Here is an 18,670-nt window from a genome sequence, read left to right as displayed (position 1 = left end):
CCACCGCCGTCGCGCGGCGCACGAGGCGGCCGGGCCGTCCGCCCGCTCGTCACTTCAGGCCGCTGAGCATGACGCCGCGGATGTAGTACTTCTGGAGCAGCAGGAAGAGGACCAGCACCGGCAGGATGCTCAGGACGAGGCCGGCCATGACGACGGGCATCGTGCGAGCCGGGTCGACGTGGTCCTGGAGGAGTTGGATGCCGACGGGCAGGGTCATCACTTCCGGGTCGGCGGTCGAGACGAGCAGCGCCCAGATGTACTCGTTCCACGCGTCGACGAAGGTCAGCAGACCGAGCGTCACCAGGACCGGTTTGGTCTGCGGCACCACGATCCGCCACCACACGGCGAACTCGCCGGCCCCGTCGATGCGCGCGGCCTCCAGGACCTCGTCGGGGATTGAGATCATGAACTGACGCGTCAGGAAGATACCGAAGCCGTTGACGAGGAAGGGCACGGCGAGCGCGACGATGCTGACGGTCAGGCCCGCGCCACCGCGTCCGAACGGGTCGTTGCCGCCCGCCAGCGGCCAGTGCACCAGGATCAGGAAGTGCGGGACGAAGAAGAGGAACGGCGGGAACATCATCGTCGACAGCACCAGGCGGAAGACGAAGTCCCGGCCGGGAAAGCGGAGTTTGGCCAGTGCGTAGCCGGCGAGTGACGACGTGAGCAGCACCGATCCGGTGATCAGGGCGGTGGCGACGACGCTGTTGCGGAAGAGCACCGGCAGGTCCAGCTGCGCCACCGCCGCCCGGTAGTTGGACAGGTCGAACGCCTCGGGCAGGAACCGGTACGGCAGTGTGCCGGACTCGCCGGGCCCCTTGAAGGACGTCATCACCATGTCGAGGAACGGCACCACCGTCAGCACGGCGCCGGTCACGACCACCAGATACGACAGCCACGGGAAACGGCGTCGGATCACGCGTCCTCCCCCTTGCGCCGGAAGATCCACAACTGGGCCAGGGTGACCACGAGGACCACCAGGAACAGGACGAACGCGGCGGCGCTCGCAGTGCCCCAGTCGCCGTACGTGAAGGCCTGCCGGTACATCTCCAGCGCGGCCACGTTCGTCGCGTCACCCGGCCCGCCCTTGGTCATCACGATGATCAGCGCGAACGACTGGAGACCGGTGAGGAACTGGGTGATGCACACGAACAGCAGGGACGGCCGCAGCAACGGCAGGGTGATCCGCCAGAAGACGGTGGCCGGCCCGGCGCCGTCGAGCGCGGCGGCCTCGTAGTACGACCGGGGAACGGACTTCAGTCCGGCGGTCAGCACGAGGATCGCCGAGCCGGCCGACGCCCAGGCCTGTACGACCACGACCGAGGGCAGCGCGGTGTCCGGGTCCTGGAGGAACGCCACCGAAGCGAGCCCGCAGGCGTTGAGGACGCCGTTGACCAGCCCGCCCGGCTCGTACATGTACTTCCACACGTTGCCCACGGCGACGACGGTCGTGACGATCGGCAGGAAGTACAGGGTGCGCCACAGCCCCTGGAACCGCAGCTTGTCGATGCACGTCGCGACGAGCACGGACCCGGCGAGCGCGAGGGCCACCGTACCCAGGGCGAACAGCAGCGTGTTGGTGAGGATCGGCACCAGGAACGTCGAACCGTCCGCGAAGAGGCCGGCGAAGTTGTCCAGGCCCACCGGACGGATGCCGCCGAGGTCGAACCCGGCCCAGCGGGACGTCGACAGCAGCAGCGCGAAACCCAGCGGCAGGACCAGGAAGACGGCGAAGAACAGCAGTGCGGGCGCCAGGAAGAGATAGGCGACGGCGGCCTGGCGGCGGTGCGGGCGCCGGGTACGGTCACGGCCGCCACCGGCGGGCCCGGTGGCCCGCGGGCCGTCCGGCCGCTCGGTCGCCTCCGGCGCCAGGGTGTTCACCATGAGCGGGCCACCTCCTGATCGACCTGACGGCGGATCGCGCGCAGTGCCTCGTCGGTCGACCGCTGACCCGTCCACAACGCCTCGATGTTCTTGCGCAGCAGCGACTTGGCCTGCTGCGCGCCCGGCACGTTCGGCTCCGGCACCGCGTACGCGAGCGCCTCCCGGAACGGGCGCAGATTCGGGTCGCTGCCCTTGCCGAGGAGCGCCCGCATGTCGTCGGCACGGCCGGTCAGGGAGCCGACGGACACCTGGAGCAGGCTCATCCGGGTCGCTGTCGCGTCCTTCCCGGCGCCGGGCACCCGCATCTTCCCGGTGTTCAGCCAGCGCAGGAACTCCCAGGCCTCACCCGGGTGTTCACTGGCGGTGTTGACGCCCAGCAGGAAGCCGGTGGCGAGCGTGGCGCGCGCGTCGTGCGCCTCGTGGAGGGGCAGCGGTGCGACTCCGACATCGCGGTAGGCCGCGCCCATCAAAGTCTTCAGGTCCGCGGTCCACCAGCCCGCGCCGACCACCATGGCCGCCTGCCCGGACGGGAATGCCTTGTAGACGTTGACGCCGGGCGCGCTGGCACCGGTGGCGACCAGCCGGCGCTCCAGGTCGAACACGGCCCGGCCGGCCGGCGAGTCGATGACGGTGCCCCGGCCGTCCGCGGAGACGAACGTCCCCCCGGCAGCGTTGAGCAGGGCGAGGGTCTGCCCGACCGTGGTCGCGTCGTCGACGGTCGACAGCCCGAAGCCCTGCACAAGCGTGTTGCCGTACCGGTCGCGCCTGGTGGTGCGGTGGGCCGCCTCCTCCAGCTCCCGCCAGGTGCGCGGCGGGCCGTCGACGCCCGCCGCGCGCAGCAGCCGCTTGTTGTAGTAGAGGGCGTACGTCTGCACCTCGGTCGGGTAGCCGTAGACCGTGCCGCCCACCGACGCGGCACCGACCGCGGCGGCGCGGTAGCCGCGCGTGATCTCCCGGGCGTGCTCGGGCGGTGCGGGACGCAGGACGCCGGCCCGGACGAGCTGGCCGGTCCACAGGCAGTACGGGTGGATGATGTCGGCGCCCTGGCCCGCGGCCTGCCGGACCATCAGCGTGGTCAGCAGATCACCGAACTCCACGGCCTCCGTCCGCACCTTGACCCGGTCGTGGGTGGCGTTCCACTCGTCGACCGGGCCTTGCAGGGCGTCCTTGAGCGCCCCGCTCGCGTAGTGGGAGAGCAGGGTGAGCACGATCGGGTCCCCGGGCCGGCCGGTGCCCCGGCGGGGGGCGGCGCACCCGCAGGCCAGCAGCGCCGAGGGCAGCGCCAGCGCGAAACGGCGCCGGCTCGGGCCGGCCGTGCGGCGTACCGGCCTCACCGGGCGGCCTCCCGGCGCAGCACCCGGAACACTCGGGTCGTGGTGAAACCGGTCCCGCGGTACAGGTGGCCCGCCGGGGAGCGCTCACCGGTCCACAGGAACCACGCGCCGTGCGCGCCGCGCGCCCGCATCCGCTCCAGGACCAGGTGGAGCAGGATCCTGCCGATCCCGGTGCCGCGCATCTCCTCCAGCACACCGAACGGGCCGAACCGCTCGTCCGCCGACTCGTACGCGCCGTGCATCGCCCAGCCGACCATGCGGCCCGAAGGGTCCCGGACGGCCACGATCCGGTCGAGCGGTGTGCCCGCCGCCAGGCACTCCCGGATCGCGCGTGCCCAGTCCGGGCTGAAGTGGTTCCCGGCGAGCGCGACCAGTTCCACCAGGTCGTCGTCGGACGGGGTGGCGAACCGGTACCCCCGCGCCGTCAGCCCGTCGAGACGGGCCGCGACCTCCTGCGGGAAGCGATAGCCGACCAGACTCCGGTCCATCGCCGCCGCCTCGTACAGCGTACGAAAGCCCAGGGACCCGAGGAGTCCGGCCGCTTCCGGATACGTCTCGGCGTCCAGACCGGGCAGGTGGTAGTTCGGGGTGTACGAGGAGAAGTCCACCCGGGTGCGGCCGTGGCCGTGCAGCCAGTCGAGGGCGTCGGTCAGCAGCCGGCGGCCGAGACCCCGCCCGCGGGCGGCCGGGGCCACGAAGAAGAACGGGATCCAGCCCTGCTCCGGCTCCAGGTCGGTGCCGGTCACCGGCGTCAGACGGCGCACCGCGTAGGCGACGCCGACGACGCGGTCACCGTCGACGGCGACCCGGAGCCCCTCCGGGTCGAAGTTGGCGTCGAGCAGCACCAGGGAGCGGAACCGGTCGGGGCTGATGGGGTCGGCCGGCGCGCTCCGGCGCCACGCCTCGACCACCTGCGGGCCGTCGCCCGGGCGAAAGCCACGGATCCCGGCCCGGGATCCCGGTGTGCGGTCAGTCATCGACAGAACTGTCCTTCCCTCCACAGGCCACCGACGCCCCCGGACGCCACCGGCGGCGACGCCGGCCCGGCTGCCGGTGCCGTACGGGCCGCCGAGACCATCAGGTCGACTCGGTCCGCACGCAGGTGCGGAACCGGGCCCAGCGGGAGCCGGCCGGGACCGGCGAACGCGGGTGACGCGTACAGCCGTGCGGTCCCGGCCGTCACCGCCGCGCGGTCGTCCGTACGCACCTGCCGGCCGCGTGGCACGCTCCGCCGTCCTACTCGGGCGTCCCCGCCCGGGTCTCCTCCCCGGCGGACAGGCCCAGCGGACGGCGTCCCGGCGGCTGCTGGGGCTCGGGCCGGGCGGGCACCGGCGGCGTCCGGCAGACCACCGGCGCGCCGGCGGACACGGTCACCGGCTCCCCGTGGTGCAGTACGACCAGCGGTTCCCCTTCCACCAGCCGGTACCGCGTGTGCGACCGGCCGATGTCGACCTTCAGCCTGCGTCCGCGTACCAGCACGGTGAACGCCACCCTGGACAGCGCCTCCGGCAGGCGCGGCGTGAACGCCAGCCGGCCCGGCTTCCCGTCCTCGCCGGCGTACCGGCGCAGACCACCGAAGCCCCCGACCAGGGCGATCCACGTCCCGGCGAGCGAGGCGATGTGCAGCCCGTCACGGGTGTTGTGCTCCAGATCGTCCAGGTCCATCAGCGCGGCCTCGCCCAGATAGGCGTAGGCCAGCCGCAGGTGCCCGGTCTCGGCGGCGAGCACCGCCTGGCAGCTCGCCGACAGGGAGGAGTCGCGGACGGTGAGCGCCTCGTAGTAGGCGAAGTTGCGTGCCTTCTGCTCCTCCGTGAAGGCGTCCGGGCACTCCATCATCGCCAGCACCAGGTCGGCCTGCTTCACCACCTGCTTGCGGTACAGGTCGAAGTAGGGGTAGTGCAGCAGCAGGGGATAGGCGTCGGGCGGGGTCGCCTCGAAGTCCCAGCGCTGGAAGGCGGTGAAACCGGCCGACTGCTCGTGGACGCCGAGGGACTCGTTGTACGGCACCGCCATGCGGGCGGCGGCGTCCCGCCACATCGCGGCCTCCTCCTCGTCGACCCCGAGTTCCGCGGCCCGGTCCGGATGGCGCACGGCCGCGTCCGCCGCGTCGAGCAGGTTCCGCCGGGCCATCAGGTTGGTGTACAGGTTGTCCCGGGAGAAGGCGCTGTACTCGTCCGGGCCGGTGACCCCGTCGATGTGGAAGACGCCCTCCGCGTCGTGGTGGCCGAGGGAGTGCCACAACCGTGCGGTGTACACGAGGAGATCGAGCCCCTCGGCACGCTCGAAGTCCTCGTCCCCGGTCACCGTCACGTACCGACCGACGGCCATGGCGATGTCCGCGTTGACATGGAAGGCGGCCGTCCCGGCGGGCCAGTAGGCGGAGCATTCGGCGCCGTCGATGGTCCGCCAGGGGAACGTCGCCCCGGCCAGCCCCAGTTGGCGCGCGCGTTCCCGCGCCGCGGGCAGCGTCCGGTGCCGCCATCTCAGCGCCGGCGCGACGGTCTCCGGCGCGGTGAACGTCAGGACCGGCAGCACGTAGGACTCGGTGTCCCAGAACGAGTGTCCGTCGTACCCGGTGCCGGTCAGACCCTTCGCGGGGATCGCCCGGTTCTCGCCCCGGGCGGCCGCCTGGAGCACATGGAAGAGAGCGAACCGCACCGCCTGCTGGATCTCGGCGTCACCCTCCACCTCGACGTCCGCACCGGCCCAGAAGCGGTCCAGGTAAGCCCGTTGCTCGGCGAGCACCCCCTCCCAGCCGGTGCTGACCGCGGCGGCCACCGCCGCGTCCACCTGATCGTGCACGGCCGGCAGCGAACGCTCCCCGGACCAGCCGTAGGCCACGAACTTGACCAGCCGCAACGGCCGGCCGGGCTCCAGGTCGGCGGTCACCGTCAGACGGCTGACGTCGGGCTCGCTCTGCGCCGTCCATCGCGTGCTCTCGGGTCCCTCCACCAGGTGGTCGGCCGCCGCCGCGACCCGCAGCCCGCTGTGGGTGGTGCGGTGCACGAGCCGCAGCCGGGTCTCCTGTGCGAAATGCTCCTCGGGGACCAGCGGTGACTCGGTCACCGCGGCGACGCGCGGGTCACCGGTGAAGCGGGGCAGCTGCTCGTTGGCGACCAGCTCGGACTGAACGGCCACCGAGGCCGCCCCGTCGGTCGGCTCCACCTCGTACATGATCGCGGCGACCGCGCGCTGGGTGAAGGACACGAGCCGGTGCGAGGAGATCCGGACCGTGCGACCGCCGGGCGAGGTCCACCGCGCGGTGCGGCTGAGCACACCGGAGCGGAAGTCCAGGACCCGTTCGTGCGCCACCAGCCGGCCGTACCGCAGATCGCACGGGTGGTCGTCCACCAGCAGCCGGATGATCTTGCCGTCGGTGACGTTGATCATCGTCTGGCCGGACTCGGGATAGCCGTAGCCCGCTTCCGCGTACGGCAGCGGATGCCGCTCGTACACGCCGTTGAGATACGCGCCGGGCAGACCGTGCGGTTCGCCCTCGTCGAGGTTCCCACGCCACCCCAGGTGCCCGTTGGACAAGGCGAACACCGACTCGCTCTGGGCGAGCAGGTCGAGACTCAGCTCGGTCTCGCGCAGGCACCACGGCTCGACCGTGAAACTGGGATGAGTGATCACCGCGTCTCCCGGAGTCCGGCCACGAACGCGTCGTGGTCGCCCACCGCGTCGTAAGGCACGAACGCGGTCCCCTCACGGGTGGCGCGCTCGCGGAGACAGCCGTCGGACAGCTCTTCCCAGGTGGCCGCGTGTACTTTCGCGGTCCCGGTGAGCGACCCGTCGGGGTCGGACAGGCAGGCACGGAGGTGAGCAGGAAGCCCCAGCATGCGCCCGAGGCTAGGAGGCGGCGCGCGTACGGCGGCCGCAGGACACCACCCGGCACGCCGGAAGGCACCCACTCGGTCCTGGTCCGCCACGCCGGCCGCTCCCACCTCCGCGCCGAGCGCATCCGCGCCCCCCGACACGGGCGCCCCACCCCGCCCGGCCGGCAGGCGAGGCCTACGGTACGAGTTCGCCCACCAGCGCGGCGACCTGCTCCGCCTCGATGAGGAAACCGTCGTGACCGTACGGGGATCCGACCACCCGGAGCCGGTCCGCGCCGGTGATTCCCGCCGCCAGCTCCGCCTGCTGCGACGGCGGATAGAGACGGTCGGTATCGATCGCGGCGACGACGGTCCTGGCGGACACCCGGCGCAGTGCGGCCCGCACACCGCCGCGACCACGGCCGACGTCATGGCTGTTCATCGCCTCGGACAGCACGACGTAGCTGCCGGCGTCGAAACGGCGTACCAGCTTGTCCGCGTGGTGGTCCAGGTAGGACTCGACCCGGTACCGGCCGCCGTTCCACGGGTCCTCCGCGTCCTGTGCGGCACGGCCGAAGCGGACCTGGAGTTCCGGCTCGCTGCGGTAGGTGACGTGGGCGAGCCGGCGGGCCAGTCCCAGGCCGGCGTGCGGCCCACGACCGGTGCCGTGATAGTGGCCGCCCTGCCAGTGCGGGTCGGAGCGGATGGCGTGGAGCTGGAGGCCGGCCCAGGCGATCTGCTCGGCACTCGCCGCGGCGGTCGTGGCCAGCAGCAGCAGCGCGTCCGTCCGCTCCGGATACGACACGGCCCACTCCAGCGCCCGCATCCCGCCCATCGAGCCGCCGGCCACCAGCGCCCAGCGGTCGATGCCCAGCGCGTCGGCCAGGCCGGCCTCGGCCGCGACCTGGTCGCGCTGCGTCAGGAACGGGAAGCCGCCGCCCCAGGCCCGCCCGTCCGGACGTGGGGAGGACGGCCCGGTGCTGCCCTGGCAGCCGCCGAGCACGTTCGGCGCGACGACGAACCAGCGGTCGGTGTCGAGCGCGCGCCCGGGGCCGACGAGCCCGTCCCACCAGCCGGGGGTGGGATGTCCGGGCTCGGCGGGGCCGGCGGCATGGCTGTCGCCGGTGAGCGCGTGCAGCACGAGGACGGCGTTGGAACGGTCCGGTGCGAGCCGTCCCCACGTCTCGAACGCGAGCCGTACGTCCGGCAGTTCGCCGCCCGCCTCCAGCGCGAGGGGTGTCCCGCGCACGTACCACTGGCGACGCCCCGGCGGGTCCCCCTCCCGCCAGGCGCCGGTGGCCGGCGGAAGGGGAACCTCCGAGGGCGTCAGTACGGTGCTCAGGACGCGCCCCTGGCAGCGCCCCCGGCCGCGCCCTTCGCCGCGCGGAACCCGGCCTCCAGGTCCGCCTTGAGGTCGGCGAGGTTCTCGAGGCCGACCGACAGCCGCACCAGGCCGGGGGAGGTGCCGGTGGCCGCGAGCTGCCGCTCGTCGAGCTGGCTGTGCGTGGTGGACGCCGGGTGGATGATCAGGCTGCGCACGTCACCGATGTTGGCGAGGTGACTGAACAGCTCGACGCCGTCCACGAACCGTTTGCCGGCCTCGACGCCGTCCCGCAGCTCGAAGGACAGCACCGCGCCCGCGCCGCGCGGCAGGTAGCGCCGCGCCGCGTCGTACCAGCGGTTGGACGGCAGGCCCGGGTAGTGCACGGCCGCGACCTCGTCGCGCCGCTCCAGCCATTCGGCCAGGGCCTGGGCGTTCGCGGAGTGCCGTTCGATGCGCAGGCTGAGCGTTTCTACGCCCTGGAGCAGCAGGAACGCGGAGTGCGGCGAGAGGGCGGGCCCGAGGTCGCGGAGCAGCTGGACCCGGAGTTTGATCGCGAAGGCGCCCGGGCCGAGCGCGGGCCAGTACCGGAGGCCGTGGTAGCTCGGGTCGGGCTCGGTGAAGTCGGGGAACCGGTCGGCGTGCGCCCCGAAGTCGAACGTACCGCCGTCGACGACGACACCCGCGACGGCCGTGCCGTGCCCGCCCAGGAACTTGGTCGCCGAGTGGACGACGATGTCCGCGCCGTGCTCCAGGGGCCGCAGGAGATAGGGGGTCGGTACGGTGTTGTCCACGATCAGCGGCACGCCCGCCTCACGGGCGACGTCCGCGACCGCCCGCACGTCGAGCACGTTGCCGCGCGGATTGCCGAGCGTCTCCGCGAAGAGCGCCTTCGTGTTCGGCCGGACCGCCGCCCGCCAGGCCTCGGCGTCGTCCGGGTCGTCGACGAAGGAGACCTCGATGCCCAGTCTCGGCAGCGTGTGCCGGAACAGGTTGTACGTGCCGCCGTACAGCGACGTGCTGGACACGACGTGGTCGCCGGCACCGGCCAGCGTGAGGATCGCCAGGGTCTCGGCCGCCTGCCCGGAGGACAGTGCCACGGCCGCGACGCCGCCCTCCAGAGCGGCGACGCGCTGCTCGAAGACGTCCTGGGTGGGGTTGTGGATGCGGGTGTAGATGTTGCCCGGCTCGGCCAGCGAGAACAGGTCGGCGGCGTGCTGCGTGTCCCGGAACACGAACGACGTCGTCTGGTAGATGGGCGTGGCCCGGGCGCCGGTCGTCGGATCCGGCACGGCACCTGCGTGGATCTGCTTGGTCTCGAACGACCACGCCGACGTGTCGGGGCCGGCGGGTTCGTCGTCGGGGGTGTGGCCGGCGGTGACGGAGTCGATCGGCTGGCTCATGGTTCTCCCTCGCGCGGGTGCGGCGGTGCTCGGTGTGCGGAAGAGGACATGCACGGGGTGCGGAAAGCGGGGTGCGGAAAAGGGGGCGACGCGGGGCCCGGGTCGCTCCGGGTACGGAACTGAGGGGAGGCCGACCGACCGCAGGCGCGCGGCGCTTGGAGCCGGGTGAGGCGGCGGTCGGCGCGGAGCGTCGAGAAGGAGGCTGATCGGGGCCTGCGGCGCGGACGTCAGCTCTCGGTGGGACACCCCGTGGTGGTGACACGCACGTAATCGACGTGGCGGCGGGTCACGAGCACGGTCATGGAGCCAGATAACCACATGGGCGCGGCCCGCACCAGCACGACGTGGTGGTCCCGTCCGCCGGCACCGCACCGCGGAAACGCCCCGTTCACACCGGCGGGAACGGCGGGTAACAACCCCTCTCTAGCGTGACCGGCCGTGGGACCACAGCCGTACACCCCCCATGGCGGTCAGCCGGCTCTCCCGCTCCCGCCGAAGACGCCGACGGCGGCTCCTCCCACACCGAGTACCCGCACCACGCACCCGCAGCAGCATCATCGGGAGGCACTTGCATGAGCACCACCGAGTCACGGCCGACAGCGACAGGCGCGACCCGACCCACCGGGGACCAGGCGGCCAGGGAGACGCTGGAGGACTACACCCTCCGCTTCGCTCCGCGCAGTTACCGCCGCTGGACCCCGATGGTCGTGGCGACGACCGCGCTCGGCGGCATCGCCTACATGGCCGACTTCTCCATCGGAGCCGGTATCGGTCTGGCACACGGCACCGGCAACGCCCTCGTGGCCATAGCCGTGGCCGCCGTGGTCGTCTTCATCACCGGCTTCCCGCTCGCGTACTACGGCGCCCGCTACAACATCGACCTCGACCTGATCACCCGCGGCGCCGGCTTCGGCTACTACGGCTCGATCCTGACCAGCGTCATCTTCGCCAGCTTCACCTTCATCTTCTTCGCCCTCGAAGGCTCGATCATGGCCCAGGGCCTCAGGCTCGGCCTCGGACTGCCGCTGTGGCTCGGCTACTTGGTGTCCACGCTGATGGTCATCCCGCTGGTCGTCCACGGCATGAAGGCGCTCAGCAAGCTCCAGGTGTGGACGACCCCGGTCTGGCTGCTGCTGATGGTCGGCCCACTGGTCCACCTCATCGCCACCGACCCCGGCACCGTGGACCGCTTCCTCGCCTACGCAGGCACGGACGGCCACGGCGGCGTCGACACCGCCTCGGTCCTGCTCGGCGCCGGCGTGTGCCTGTCCCTCATCGCGCAGATCGGCGAGCAGATCGACTACCTGCGCTTCATGCCCCCCAGGACCGAGGCGAACCGGCGCACATGGTGGATCGCCGTGGTCATGGCCGGTCCCGGCTGGGTGGTGCTCGGCGCTCTCAAGCAGGCCATAGGCGTCTTCCTCGCCGTCTACATCCTCGCGAAGGTCGGTCCGGACGCCGCGCCCGAGCCGATCCAGCAGTTCCGTGGCGCCTTCGACGCGATGATGCCCTCCTGGATGGTCCTGCCGCTGGCCGTGGTCCTGGTGGTCATCAGCCAGATCAAGATCAACGTGACGAACGCGTACTCCGGGTCACTGGCCTGGACGAACTCCTTCACGCGGGTCACCGGGCACTACCCCGGACGCATGGTGTTCGTCCTGGTCAACGTGGGCTTCGCGCTCGCCCTGATGGAGGCCGACATGTTCAGCTTCCTCAACGGCATCCTGGGCTTCTACTCGAACTGTGCCATCGCCTGGGTCGTCACCGTGGCGACGGACATCGGCGTCAACAAGTACCTGCTGAAACTCTCCCCGCTCCGGCCGGAGTTCCGCCGGGGCATGCTCTACGCGGTCAACCCGGTCGGCGTCGTCGCGTTCGTCGCCGCCTCCGGCCTGTCGATCGCCATGTACTTCCACCTGCTGGGCGACACGCTCCAGCCGTACTCTCCCGTCGCCGCGGCGGTGCTCGCCTTCGCCCTCACCCCCCTCATGGCCGTCGTCACCAGGGGCCGCTACTACCTCCGCCGCACCGACGACGGCATCGCCGAGCCCCTGCTGGACGCGGACGGCAACCCGAGCGCCGTCACCCTGGACTGCCACGTCTGCCACCAGTCGTACGAACGCCCGGACCTGGCCGCCTGCGCCACTCACGAGGCGCTCGTCTGCTCGCTGTGCCTGAGCACGGACAAGCTCGGCGACCACGTGCTGCCGGCCGCGGCCGGCTGACCCGGGCGGCACCACACCGAAGTGCTCCGGTCCGGCGCTCAGTTGCCGGTCAGGAGACGCAGCAGGTGTGTGCAGGCGTCCTCCTCGTGCAGGTGCAGGCTGATCGTCTCCCAGGCACCGCGCTCGCAGGCGCCGACGTCCCACCGGTCGGGGTCGGCGGGGGAGCGGCGCAGGTAGAGGAAGTCGGTGGGCAGGGGGGCGGGTTCATGGACGTCCTGGAGGTAGTAGTGACCGTCCTGCACGCCGAGGGCGCGCAGGACGGTCGCCAGGGTGTGGCGGTTCACCGGCGGGGGCGCTCAGGCCGCGGCGGGGGCGAGGTAGCCGTTGTCCAGGAGCCATGCGACGTTCAGGCGCCGGCCGTCACCCGGGTCGAGCAGGGCGGGGTCGAGCTTGATCTGCCGGCCGCCGCCGGGCTGCCCGAACCAGGGGGCGATGCGGCCCTGCCAGACGGGGAAGGGCTCCTCGACGATGTAACGGTGGTAGTCGCAGGGATACTTCGGGTCACGGGTGTCGAGGTTCTGCGGAGGCAGGGCCCGCTCGGCGTAGGGATCGCCGGCGGGGGCGAGGTAGGAGCCGTACTCGGAGCCGAAGCGGTCCAGGTCCTCCCCGGGCTCCAGCACCTCCACGTGCTTGTCGACCTGTCCGTTGGTCTCGGCGAATCCGTCGTCGGGCGGGTACTTCCACCCGGCGGGGCCCTGCGGGTCCTCGTCCTTCCAGTACCTGGCCAGGAACGCCCCCGCGGAAAGGCCGCCGGTGCGCCGGTAGTTCCTCAGCAGCGGGCCGACCGGGGCCTCCCAGGGGCGGGGCAGGTGCTTCGGACCCAGCCGGGCGTCGTCCTGGTACTCGCCGGTGCAGGGGTCCGGACGGGCTTCCGCGGCCGCCGTGCGGCGGTCGTGGCCGGGTGCGGCCGTCGCTGCGGGGGCCGGGGTGAGCGAGGCGGTCAGCGCCAGCGCCAGGGCGGACAGCGCGGCGCGCGTACGGTGGGTCACGTGTCGTACTCCGGAGGTCGTGGGGGAGGGGCCCGCAGCCCTCGCTCACGCCCACGGGCCGCGGACGCGCTGCGCGAGCGGGTCCGGTGAAGGTGTGAGCGCCGGGCTGGCGCCGCCGGGGTGTCAGGCCCGGTCTCGCTACCAGGATGAGGACGCTCCGCCCCGGTCGAGGCGCGAATCACCGATCGGGGGATCCGCGGGACAGACGTTCCCGGCGCGGTGGTGTCACGCCGGTGTCCTGGGAGGGGCGAACGACCGTGCGGCTCCCGCATGTCGGCGCGGGGCTGTGCTCTGTGGTGACGGGCCCGGCGGCGTCCGCGACCGTACCGCGTTCACGATCCGCGGGCGGGAGACCGGGTGGCCGCTTCACCCGTACCGCTCCTCGCCAGGGCTGCCGCGTAACGCGAACGGAGTTCCGGCAGGTAGTCGTCCGGGCGGACGCGGCCCTGGTCCTGGGCGCCGGGACGGTGCAACTCCAGGCGGCCCCCGGAATGGAGGCGCACGGTGGTCGTCGCCCGTCGGGCCTTCCCGGCCGCCGCCGTGTGCGGCCCGTCCGGTTCCGGCGGTTCGAGGACGGGGACGCGGGCGGGGAACATGTCCAGGGCCTCGTCCGTGGTGGCGGCGGGCGGCTGCCCGGTGCGGTTGGCGCTGCTGACGTACAGCACCGGGTGCTCGTCGAGCAGGGGCCGCAGCGGCTGCCAGCGGGCGCCGAACAGCAGCATCCAGCCGTCTTTCAGAGCAGGTCCCGTCCAGGCGGGAGCGGCCGCGGTGTCGCGCACCCGTACCAGGACGGTGAGGTGCTCATGGGCGAGCAGCCACCGCGCCACAGCTCCTTCGCCGGGACCGAGTTCCCAGACGTGGCCGAGGGCGCGCAGGGTGTCGGGGTGGTGGGCCCACAGGGCGACCGGCCGGCCGGCGGGCCGGCCCTTGGCCTCGTTGACGGCACGGGCCCGGCAGGCGGTGACGACCTGGGTGAGCGGCGCCGGGTTGGGCAGGACGACGGCCGCCCCGTCCCGCAGGGCTCGCCGGGCGTCCTCGAGCGGGACGGGTGTGCGCCTCGGCGGGGTGCCGGCGGCGGTCACGAGGGGCTCAGGGTGGTGCGGGTGAGGCCGTCCAGGTAGGCGGCGAACGCGGCGTCCTCGATGACGGCTCGGCCGGTGCGGAAGGCACGGGCCTTCGCCCAGGACATCGCCGCGCGGGCCTGGTCCCGGTCGAGGGTGTGGCCGAGACGGGCGGCGACCGCGGTGACGACACGAGCGCTGGCCAGCTGGGTGAGAAGCACGTGCGGCTCGATGCCCAGGACGTCGTGAGGGTCGAACGGCTGGAACAGTTCGGGGTGGACGAAGGGTGTGCCGGTGGAGATGGTGCCCACTCCGGTGCCGACGATGGGGTTGGTGACGCTCAACGGCACCCCGGTCGCGGCAGCCACCATCCGGGCGATGCCTGGCAGGCGGGTCAGGTCGGGGGCCGTCCACCAGGGTGTGGTCCCGTCGACGAACCGGTCGGGGTGGCGGGCGAGGAGGAACAGCAGTTGTTCGGTGGCGACCATGCCGGCCCGTTCGGCGATGCCGAGCCACGAGCTTGCGACCACCCGGACTCCGGCGGACAGCGCCTGGAGGGTGTTGGCCAGCGCGAGCCCGAGGTCGTTGTGCGGGTGGGAGGCGAGCACCACGTCCGCACCGGCCGCGGACCGCACCTGGGTGAACATCCGGCCGCAGTCGTCCGGTAACTGGGCGCCGACGGTGTCGGCCAGCACGATCAGGCCCGCGCCCGCGTTCGTCGCGGTCCGGGCGAAGCGCGCCATGACGGCGGCATCGGCACGGGAGGCGTCCGCCAGGCACACGTCGACCGCCACCTCGTCATCCTGATCGCGCGCCTGTTTCACCAGGTCCAGGCCGGTCTGCAACGCCTCGGCGGCCGTACGGTGAACCATGGCGTGAGCCATCGCGTCGGAGGCGGGCACCACCACCATCACCCGCGCGTGCCGGCTGCCCCGCACCGACACGAGGGCCTGCTCCACATCCGGCCGCGCCCCCCGGCACACCGCGGCGACACTGACGGCGCCCTCGGCCTCCACCGCGACCCGGCGCACGGCCTCGAACTCCTCACCGCAGACCGCGGGGAACCCGGCGGCGAACACCACGTGCCGGGGACCGTCCGCCCCGAAGACCCGGCCCGTCGCGCGGGCCAGCCGTACCCGGGACTCGGGTGTCATGAGCGTCTTGGCCTGCGCCCCGTCACGGGCCGACTCCTCCCACACCACCACCCGGCCTGCCGCCGCCGACCGCCGCACGACATCCACCGAACCCCACACCCGTCCGTCCAGGACGTCCTTCGACGCCGTGAGACCACACCGACGACTGCACCCTCCATTCCGCCGCCCGCGAACGTCAGCGGAACCCGGCCGGATCACTCGAACGTGGCAGTCGATCGCTGGGCACCGGTCAGGACGGCACCGCCGGGTGTACGGGTTCTGGACCGACCGGGCGGCGGACCGGCCGACTCACGCGAGCGTAGAGCGTGCGGTGGCGTGGAACTGCACGTACTCGATGGTCGCGCCTCCGGGATGCCGCACGGTCAGATTGCGGCCGGTGGGGACCTCGTTGGGTCCGTCGAGGATCTCTCCGCCGTGCTGCTCGGCGATCCGCAGGACGTGGTCGATGGACTCGACGATCGTGGTGGCGTGGGTGCCGCGGTAGGGGGCGAGGGCCTCCTCCGAACCCGCGAGAAGCAGATAGCCGCCGACCGTCGCGAGGTCCAGGTCGCGGTAGGTGAACCGCAGCCGTGGCTGCTCCCCGGTGAGCTCGACGAAGGTCGGCAGTGCCGCGTCCAGGTCGTCGACGTAGACGCGGGCGAACGTGGCGAGCACCGGCACGGTCATCTCCTGGATCATTCCGTGTTTCCCGAAACATCGAAGTGATCTGCATACTACGGCTAGTACACGGATGAGTACGAGGAGAACCGGTGGGACAGTACGGACATGCCGATCTGGACCTGGCGGCAGTACTCCACGCCTTGGGTGACCCGGTCCGGCTCGCGCTGGTCCGCCGGATGGCCGAAACCGGCGAGAGCACGTGCAGCCCGGACGGCGTGGAGGTGCCCAGATCGACCTTGTCCAATCACTGGCGCATCCTGCGCGAGGCCGGGATCACCCAGACCCGCCGAGCGGGAAAGGCCCGACTGATGACCCTGCGCCGGGCCGACCTCGACGCCCGCTTCCCGGGACTCCTGGCCGCCGTCCTGGCCGAGGGCGGACGCTGAGCACGACGGCTGCCGGCCCCGGCGGCGGCGACCCGATGCCGCCCGACCCTTCCTGGACGGCCCAGCGCATCCCCTCCCTGTCACCGCCGCACGCGCACCGCCGGCCACGGGAGGCGCCGGACCAGCCAGGCACTGACGAGTCCGATGGCGGCACCGGCGGCGACATCGCTGGGGTAGTGGGCGCCTGACTGCACCCGCTCGACGGCGACCAGGGCGGCCGGCACCGCACACGCTGCTCCGGCCGGCGGCCACGAGGGGATCAGCGCCGCGGTGAAGGCCACCGCGGCCGCGGTGTGCCCGGACGGGAACGACGAGGAATCGGGCCGGTCCTCGACCTCGTCGTGCGGGATCCATTCCTCGGGCGGACGGGGCCGGCCGGTCACCTGCTTGCACACGCCGTTGGACAGAAACTGTGCCAGGGCGAGAGCCGCCAGACCCGTCATCGCGGCCTTCCGGCCCCGCCGTCCGCCGGTGCAGGCCATCACCACGGCCGCGCCGCACCACAGCTTGGAGCTTTCCGCGGCTTCCTCCACCGCCGAGAGCGTCCGGTGGAGGTGGGGTTCCTGCCAGGCGGCCACGCGCTTGGTCAAACGGCGGTCCATGTCACGCACTGCGGTAAACAACGTCATGACCTGCTGGTATCCCGTGCGGCCTCGGACAGTCACCGATGTCGTGGACGGATGGACACGCCCTGCCGGAACGCTGCCCGACCGTCACACGCTGTACGGCCTCCCGCACAGGGTCACCAGGGGAGCACCCCTGTGCTCAGGCGGCGGGCCTACCGAGAGGCGGGAGGGAACAGGGCCAGCTGGTCCTTCACCCAGGGGTCGAACACGGCTGCCCGCTGGGTGGACGAGGGATAGAAAGTGGCCAGCTGGTCCGCGATCCACGGATCGGTGGCCTGGCGGGCGGTGTGGTGATGGCAGGTGTGTCCCGTGGTGCCGTGGACCGGCAGGTGCCCGGCCGCCCGAGGAGCAGCCGCCAGCGCCGGGCTCCCGCCGGCCAGCACAGCGCCTCCGGCGAGCGCGGCACAAGCACCTGCGACCGCGATCCGTCGCGTCAACTTCATGATCTCCTCCTTGCTGGCCCGCCACTCTGGGTCGCGATCGGAAACATCGCGTGATGTGAGCCCTTGCGGTGACGGGCGGAAGCATCCGGTCGGCCCACCTACCCACTCGTTCTCCTCGCACACCGGAACCAGGGAAATCGGATGCGATGGGGCAGCCGGCCGCCGTTCCGGCCGCCCGGCACCGCGCCGGACGCCGCGACCCCGAAGATGCTTACGTTTCCGCAACCGTGCAAAGCGAGCCGGTGCGTATCCGGCATGGTCGTCTCGCCGCGCGGCTCGTCGATGACACCGTTCACCGCGCGGCTCGTCGATGACGGACACCGGCACGGGCAAGCGGGTGGGGGCGGGGGCATCGCGCATGTGGCGCAGCGAGGAGAAGAGCACGCACCAGCCGGCCGCCCGGAAACCGATGAGCGCCGGCCAGAGCGCGGGCCGTACCCCGCCCAGGGCGCCGCCGAGCGGCGGCGTGCCCCACACGACCCTGCGGAGGGCCGCATTCGTCCGGCCCATCAGCTTCGGCGGTGGCACCGATTGCCGGTCAGGGGCGGCGGTCGTCGCTGCCGATGACCGAGCGGCGACCGATGCTCCAGAAGGTTCCCAGCCATCCGTTGAACTCTGTGTACAGGCGAACTTCGGCACTGCGGAGGCATGGTGGAACCGCTGACACGGAAGACCGGTTCAGGTGGGCGGAACGACGGGGGGTACGAGGTGCCGTCGCGCCGCGCGTACCGCGGCCGGGGCCGGGCCGTAGAGGTCGGCCGGGCCCGGGACGATCTGCCGCAGCCCGCGGCCGGAGAGCGGCCCGGCGCGGGCGCCGCCCGGTGCGGGGAGAACCTCCGGAACGAGTGCCTCGATACGGCCCTCGCCTCCGTGGCCTCGATGGTGAACACGATCCTGTCGCTGGCCGCCAGTGGTCCGCCGCCGCAGGCGCGCCGGGCCAGGCAGGCCAGGACCGGCGTGGCGGCGGCGTCCGGGGGTGACCGGCAGGCAGGACAGGGGACCGGTCCCGCGCCCAAAGCCATGAGGTGAGCGGCTCAACTGCACCGCCGATGTGGTCGGTTCCGGCGGGTAGCACTTCCCTCGGGTTCGGCCGGGATCGTGGCCGCGGACATGTCGTTGCGCAGCCGGTCCAGGGCAACGACGCCGAATTCACCCGCAGTTGTTGCCGCAGCACGGGCCTGGACCGTCCCCCTGGCCGACCACCGGCCACCTGAAGATCACCTTCCTCTCCCCGTAGGTGAGCGGTACGGGCCTGGGGCCGCCCCGGTCCGATGCGGGGCACCGGCCCGTCGCAGGCCAGGTGTTCTTACTGTTCGGACCGCCTCGGGCCCGGCCGGGTGCCCGGTCGCCAAGGCACCTTCTCGGGCTC

17 protein-coding genes are annotated in these 18,670 nt (G+C 72.4%); 2 read left to right on the top strand and 15 right to left on the bottom strand.

The window, feature by feature from the left end:
• Window positions 1-49 precede the first annotated feature (49 nt).
• From AB0F03_RS28830 to AB0F03_RS28795, 8 genes are all read right to left on the bottom strand, one after another.
• Window positions 50-919, bottom strand: coding sequence for a carbohydrate ABC transporter permease (locus tag AB0F03_RS28830; protein WP_361997055.1), 870 nt, complete (start codon window positions 917-919; stop codon window positions 50-52).
• The gene (locus AB0F03_RS28825; RefSeq protein WP_361997053.1) at window positions 916-1,884 is read right to left on the bottom strand and encodes a sugar ABC transporter permease; all 969 of its coding nucleotides are present in this window, start codon (window positions 1,882-1,884) and stop codon (window positions 916-918) included. The genes AB0F03_RS28830 and AB0F03_RS28825 overlap by 4 nt, the downstream gene beginning before the upstream one ends.
• Entirely contained in the window at window positions 1,878-3,218 is a 1,341-nt protein-coding gene (locus AB0F03_RS28820; RefSeq protein ID WP_361997051.1) for an ABC transporter substrate-binding protein, read from the bottom strand. The genes AB0F03_RS28825 and AB0F03_RS28820 overlap by 7 nt, the downstream gene beginning before the upstream one ends.
• Window positions 3,215-4,195, bottom strand: coding sequence for a GNAT family N-acetyltransferase (locus AB0F03_RS28815; protein WP_361997049.1), 981 nt, complete (start codon window positions 4,193-4,195; stop codon window positions 3,215-3,217). The genes AB0F03_RS28820 and AB0F03_RS28815 overlap by 4 nt, the downstream gene beginning before the upstream one ends.
• A gap of 259 nt (window positions 4,196-4,454) precedes the next feature.
• On the bottom strand, window positions 4,455-6,851 hold the full coding sequence (locus tag AB0F03_RS28810; RefSeq protein ID WP_361997047.1) for a glycoside hydrolase family 65 protein: 2,397 nt from the start codon (window positions 6,849-6,851) through the stop codon (window positions 4,455-4,457).
• Complete coding sequence (locus tag AB0F03_RS28805; RefSeq protein WP_361997045.1) at window positions 6,848-7,057, bottom strand: hypothetical protein; 210 nt, start codon at window positions 7,055-7,057, stop codon at window positions 6,848-6,850. The genes AB0F03_RS28810 and AB0F03_RS28805 overlap by 4 nt, the downstream gene beginning before the upstream one ends.
• 172 nt (window positions 7,058-7,229) lie before the next feature.
• A complete protein-coding gene (locus AB0F03_RS28800; protein ID WP_361997133.1) occupies window positions 7,230-8,375 on the bottom strand; it encodes a homoserine O-acetyltransferase in 1,146 nt (381 codons plus the stop codon).
• On the bottom strand, window positions 8,372-9,757 hold the full coding sequence (locus AB0F03_RS28795; protein WP_361997043.1) for a bifunctional o-acetylhomoserine/o-acetylserine sulfhydrylase: 1,386 nt from the start codon (window positions 9,755-9,757) through the stop codon (window positions 8,372-8,374). Before AB0F03_RS28795 ends, AB0F03_RS28800 begins: the two co-directional genes overlap by 4 nt.
• Before the next feature lie 572 nt (window positions 9,758-10,329).
• Between AB0F03_RS28795 and AB0F03_RS28790 the strand changes: the two genes are divergently transcribed.
• The gene (locus AB0F03_RS28790; protein WP_361997041.1) at window positions 10,330-11,982 is read left to right on the top strand and encodes an allantoin permease; all 1,653 of its coding nucleotides are present in this window, start codon (window positions 10,330-10,332) and stop codon (window positions 11,980-11,982) included.
• Between the two features lie 38 nt (window positions 11,983-12,020).
• On the opposite strand, the gene AB0F03_RS28785 is transcribed toward AB0F03_RS28790, so the two are convergent.
• The 5 genes from AB0F03_RS28785 to AB0F03_RS28765 form a co-directional block, all read right to left on the bottom strand.
• Complete coding sequence (locus AB0F03_RS28785) at window positions 12,021-12,266, bottom strand: hypothetical protein (protein ID WP_361997039.1); 246 nt, start codon at window positions 12,264-12,266, stop codon at window positions 12,021-12,023.
• 12 nt (window positions 12,267-12,278) lie between these two features.
• Window positions 12,279-12,971 (bottom strand): TNT domain-containing protein, encoded by a 693-nt coding sequence (locus tag AB0F03_RS28780; protein ID WP_361997037.1) that lies wholly within the window; start codon window positions 12,969-12,971, stop codon window positions 12,279-12,281.
• Window positions 12,972-13,303: 332 nt separating this feature from the next.
• The gene (locus tag AB0F03_RS28775; protein WP_361997035.1) at window positions 13,304-14,053 is read right to left on the bottom strand and encodes a hypothetical protein; all 750 of its coding nucleotides are present in this window, start codon (window positions 14,051-14,053) and stop codon (window positions 13,304-13,306) included.
• Window positions 14,050-15,273 carry a 2-isopropylmalate synthase gene (locus AB0F03_RS28770; protein WP_361997033.1) on the bottom strand — a complete coding sequence of 408 codons (1,224 nt, stop codon included), beginning with the start codon at window positions 15,271-15,273 and terminating at the stop codon, window positions 14,050-14,052. The genes AB0F03_RS28775 and AB0F03_RS28770 overlap by 4 nt, the downstream gene beginning before the upstream one ends.
• A gap of 201 nt (window positions 15,274-15,474) precedes the next feature.
• Window positions 15,475-15,864: a VOC family protein gene (locus AB0F03_RS28765; protein WP_361997031.1), complete on the bottom strand. Its 390-nt coding sequence runs from the start codon at window positions 15,862-15,864 to the stop codon at window positions 15,475-15,477.
• A gap of 71 nt (window positions 15,865-15,935) precedes the next feature.
• Here AB0F03_RS28765 and AB0F03_RS28760 point away from each other — a divergent pair, with 71 nt between their 5' ends.
• The gene (locus AB0F03_RS28760) at window positions 15,936-16,232 is read left to right on the top strand and encodes a helix-turn-helix domain-containing protein (RefSeq protein ID WP_361997029.1); all 297 of its coding nucleotides are present in this window, start codon (window positions 15,936-15,938) and stop codon (window positions 16,230-16,232) included.
• An 80-nt stretch (window positions 16,233-16,312) separates the two neighbouring features.
• Here the strand turns inward: AB0F03_RS28760 and AB0F03_RS28755 are convergent, their stop codons facing one another.
• On the bottom strand, window positions 16,313-16,834 hold the full coding sequence (locus tag AB0F03_RS28755) for a phosphatase PAP2 family protein (RefSeq protein WP_361997027.1): 522 nt from the start codon (window positions 16,832-16,834) through the stop codon (window positions 16,313-16,315).
• Between the two features lie 176 nt (window positions 16,835-17,010).
• Entirely contained in the window at window positions 17,011-17,301 is a 291-nt protein-coding gene (locus AB0F03_RS28750) for a hypothetical protein (protein WP_361997025.1), read from the bottom strand.
• Window positions 17,302-18,670 lie beyond the last annotated feature (1,369 nt).

Origin of the sequence: Streptomyces sp. NPDC028722 (genome assembly GCF_040637655.1) — a bacterium.
In the GTDB taxonomy this organism is placed as follows: domain Bacteria; phylum Actinomycetota; class Actinomycetes; order Streptomycetales; family Streptomycetaceae; genus Streptomyces.
The sequence above is the reverse complement of the archived record's forward strand: the minus strand, read 5'-3'. Positions and strand labels throughout refer to the sequence as shown.

What these genes read in the sequence shown, in the direction of transcription:
- AB0F03_RS28825 (WP_361997053.1), bottom strand. Translation starts at nt 1,884, where the DNA reads ATGGTGAACACCCTGGCGCCGGAGGCGACCGAGCGGCCGGACGGCCCG.
- AB0F03_RS28755 (WP_361997027.1), bottom strand. Translation starts at nt 16,834, where the DNA reads ATGGACCGCCGTTTGACCAAGCGCGTGGCCGCCTGGCAGGAACCCCAC.
- AB0F03_RS28790 (WP_361997041.1), top strand. Translation starts at nt 10,330, where the DNA reads ATGAGCACCACCGAGTCACGGCCGACAGCGACAGGCGCGACCCGACCC.
- AB0F03_RS28805 (WP_361997045.1), bottom strand. Translation starts at nt 7,057, where the DNA reads ATGCTGGGGCTTCCTGCTCACCTCCGTGCCTGCCTGTCCGACCCCGAC.
- AB0F03_RS28750 (WP_361997025.1), bottom strand. Translation starts at nt 17,301, where the DNA reads ATGAAGTTGACGCGACGGATCGCGGTCGCAGGTGCTTGTGCCGCGCTC.
- AB0F03_RS28765 (WP_361997031.1), bottom strand. Translation starts at nt 15,864, where the DNA reads ATGATCCAGGAGATGACCGTGCCGGTGCTCGCCACGTTCGCCCGCGTC.
- AB0F03_RS28795 (WP_361997043.1), bottom strand. Translation starts at nt 9,757, where the DNA reads ATGAGCCAGCCGATCGACTCCGTCACCGCCGGCCACACCCCCGACGAC.
- AB0F03_RS28815 (WP_361997049.1), bottom strand. Translation starts at nt 4,195, where the DNA reads ATGACTGACCGCACACCGGGATCCCGGGCCGGGATCCGTGGCTTTCGC.